This window comes from Vibrio sp. TRT 29B02 (assembly GCF_050113655.1).
In the GTDB taxonomy this organism is placed as follows: Bacteria; Pseudomonadota; Gammaproteobacteria; order Enterobacterales; family Vibrionaceae; genus Vibrio.
On the sequence record NZ_JBNJOJ010000070.1, the window covers coordinates 1 to 779 of the forward strand.

Genomic DNA, 779 nt, shown 5'->3' on the forward strand with positions numbered 1-779 from the left:
AGACTTCAGAGACTTCAGAGACTTCAGAGACTTCAGAGACTTCAGAGACTTCAGAGACTTCAGAGACTTCAGAGACTCCAAAAGAGTCCAGCGCACCAATGCCAGAAGCTATCGAGAATGAATTTGGCATTCCACAAGATGATGATTGGTTAATCGATGATGGGCAACCAGAAACCATCCAGTCGGAAGATGTGCTGGCTTCACTTTCTGCGGATGAAAATATCGAGCAGGAAGAGTTAGATCTAGCCGATATTGCGCAGCATGATGAGCTGGAAACAGAACAAAATGCACTAGCCGATGCAGAACCTGCACAACAGCTCACAGAGCCGCAAGCAGAAGATGAAGCGTTTGAATTCGATGACCTAGATTTACCAGAGTTTGGTGAGGAAGAGGCATTGGCTGATGTGGCAGAAGCCCCAGCGCTCGAACCTGAAGCGCTTGTTGCTGAGTCTGTTGAAGAGCCGTCGCTGGAAGAGCCAGCCATGGCGTTCGATGAGCTTGAGCTGCCGGAATACAGTGAAGAAGACGCATTAGCGGATGCAGAACTTGAACCTGCACAACAGCTCACAGAGCCGCAAGCAGAAGATGAAGCGTTTGAATTCGATGACCTAGACTTGCCAGAGTTTGATGAGGAAGAGGCATTGGCTGATGTGGCAGAAGCCCCAGCTCTCGAACCTGAAGCGCTTGTTGCTGAGTCTGTTAAAGAGCCGTCGCTGGAAGAGCCAGCCATGGCGTTCGATGAGCTTGAGCTGCCGGAATACAGTGAAGAAGACGCATTA

General features: G+C 49.9%; 1 pseudogene. It reads left to right on the forward strand.

Annotated features, from left to right (window positions below):
- Positions 1-98: 98 nt before the first annotated feature.
- A pseudogene (locus ACQEXT_RS21205) lies at positions 99-779 on the forward strand (FimV/HubP family polar landmark protein); the annotation flags it as partial.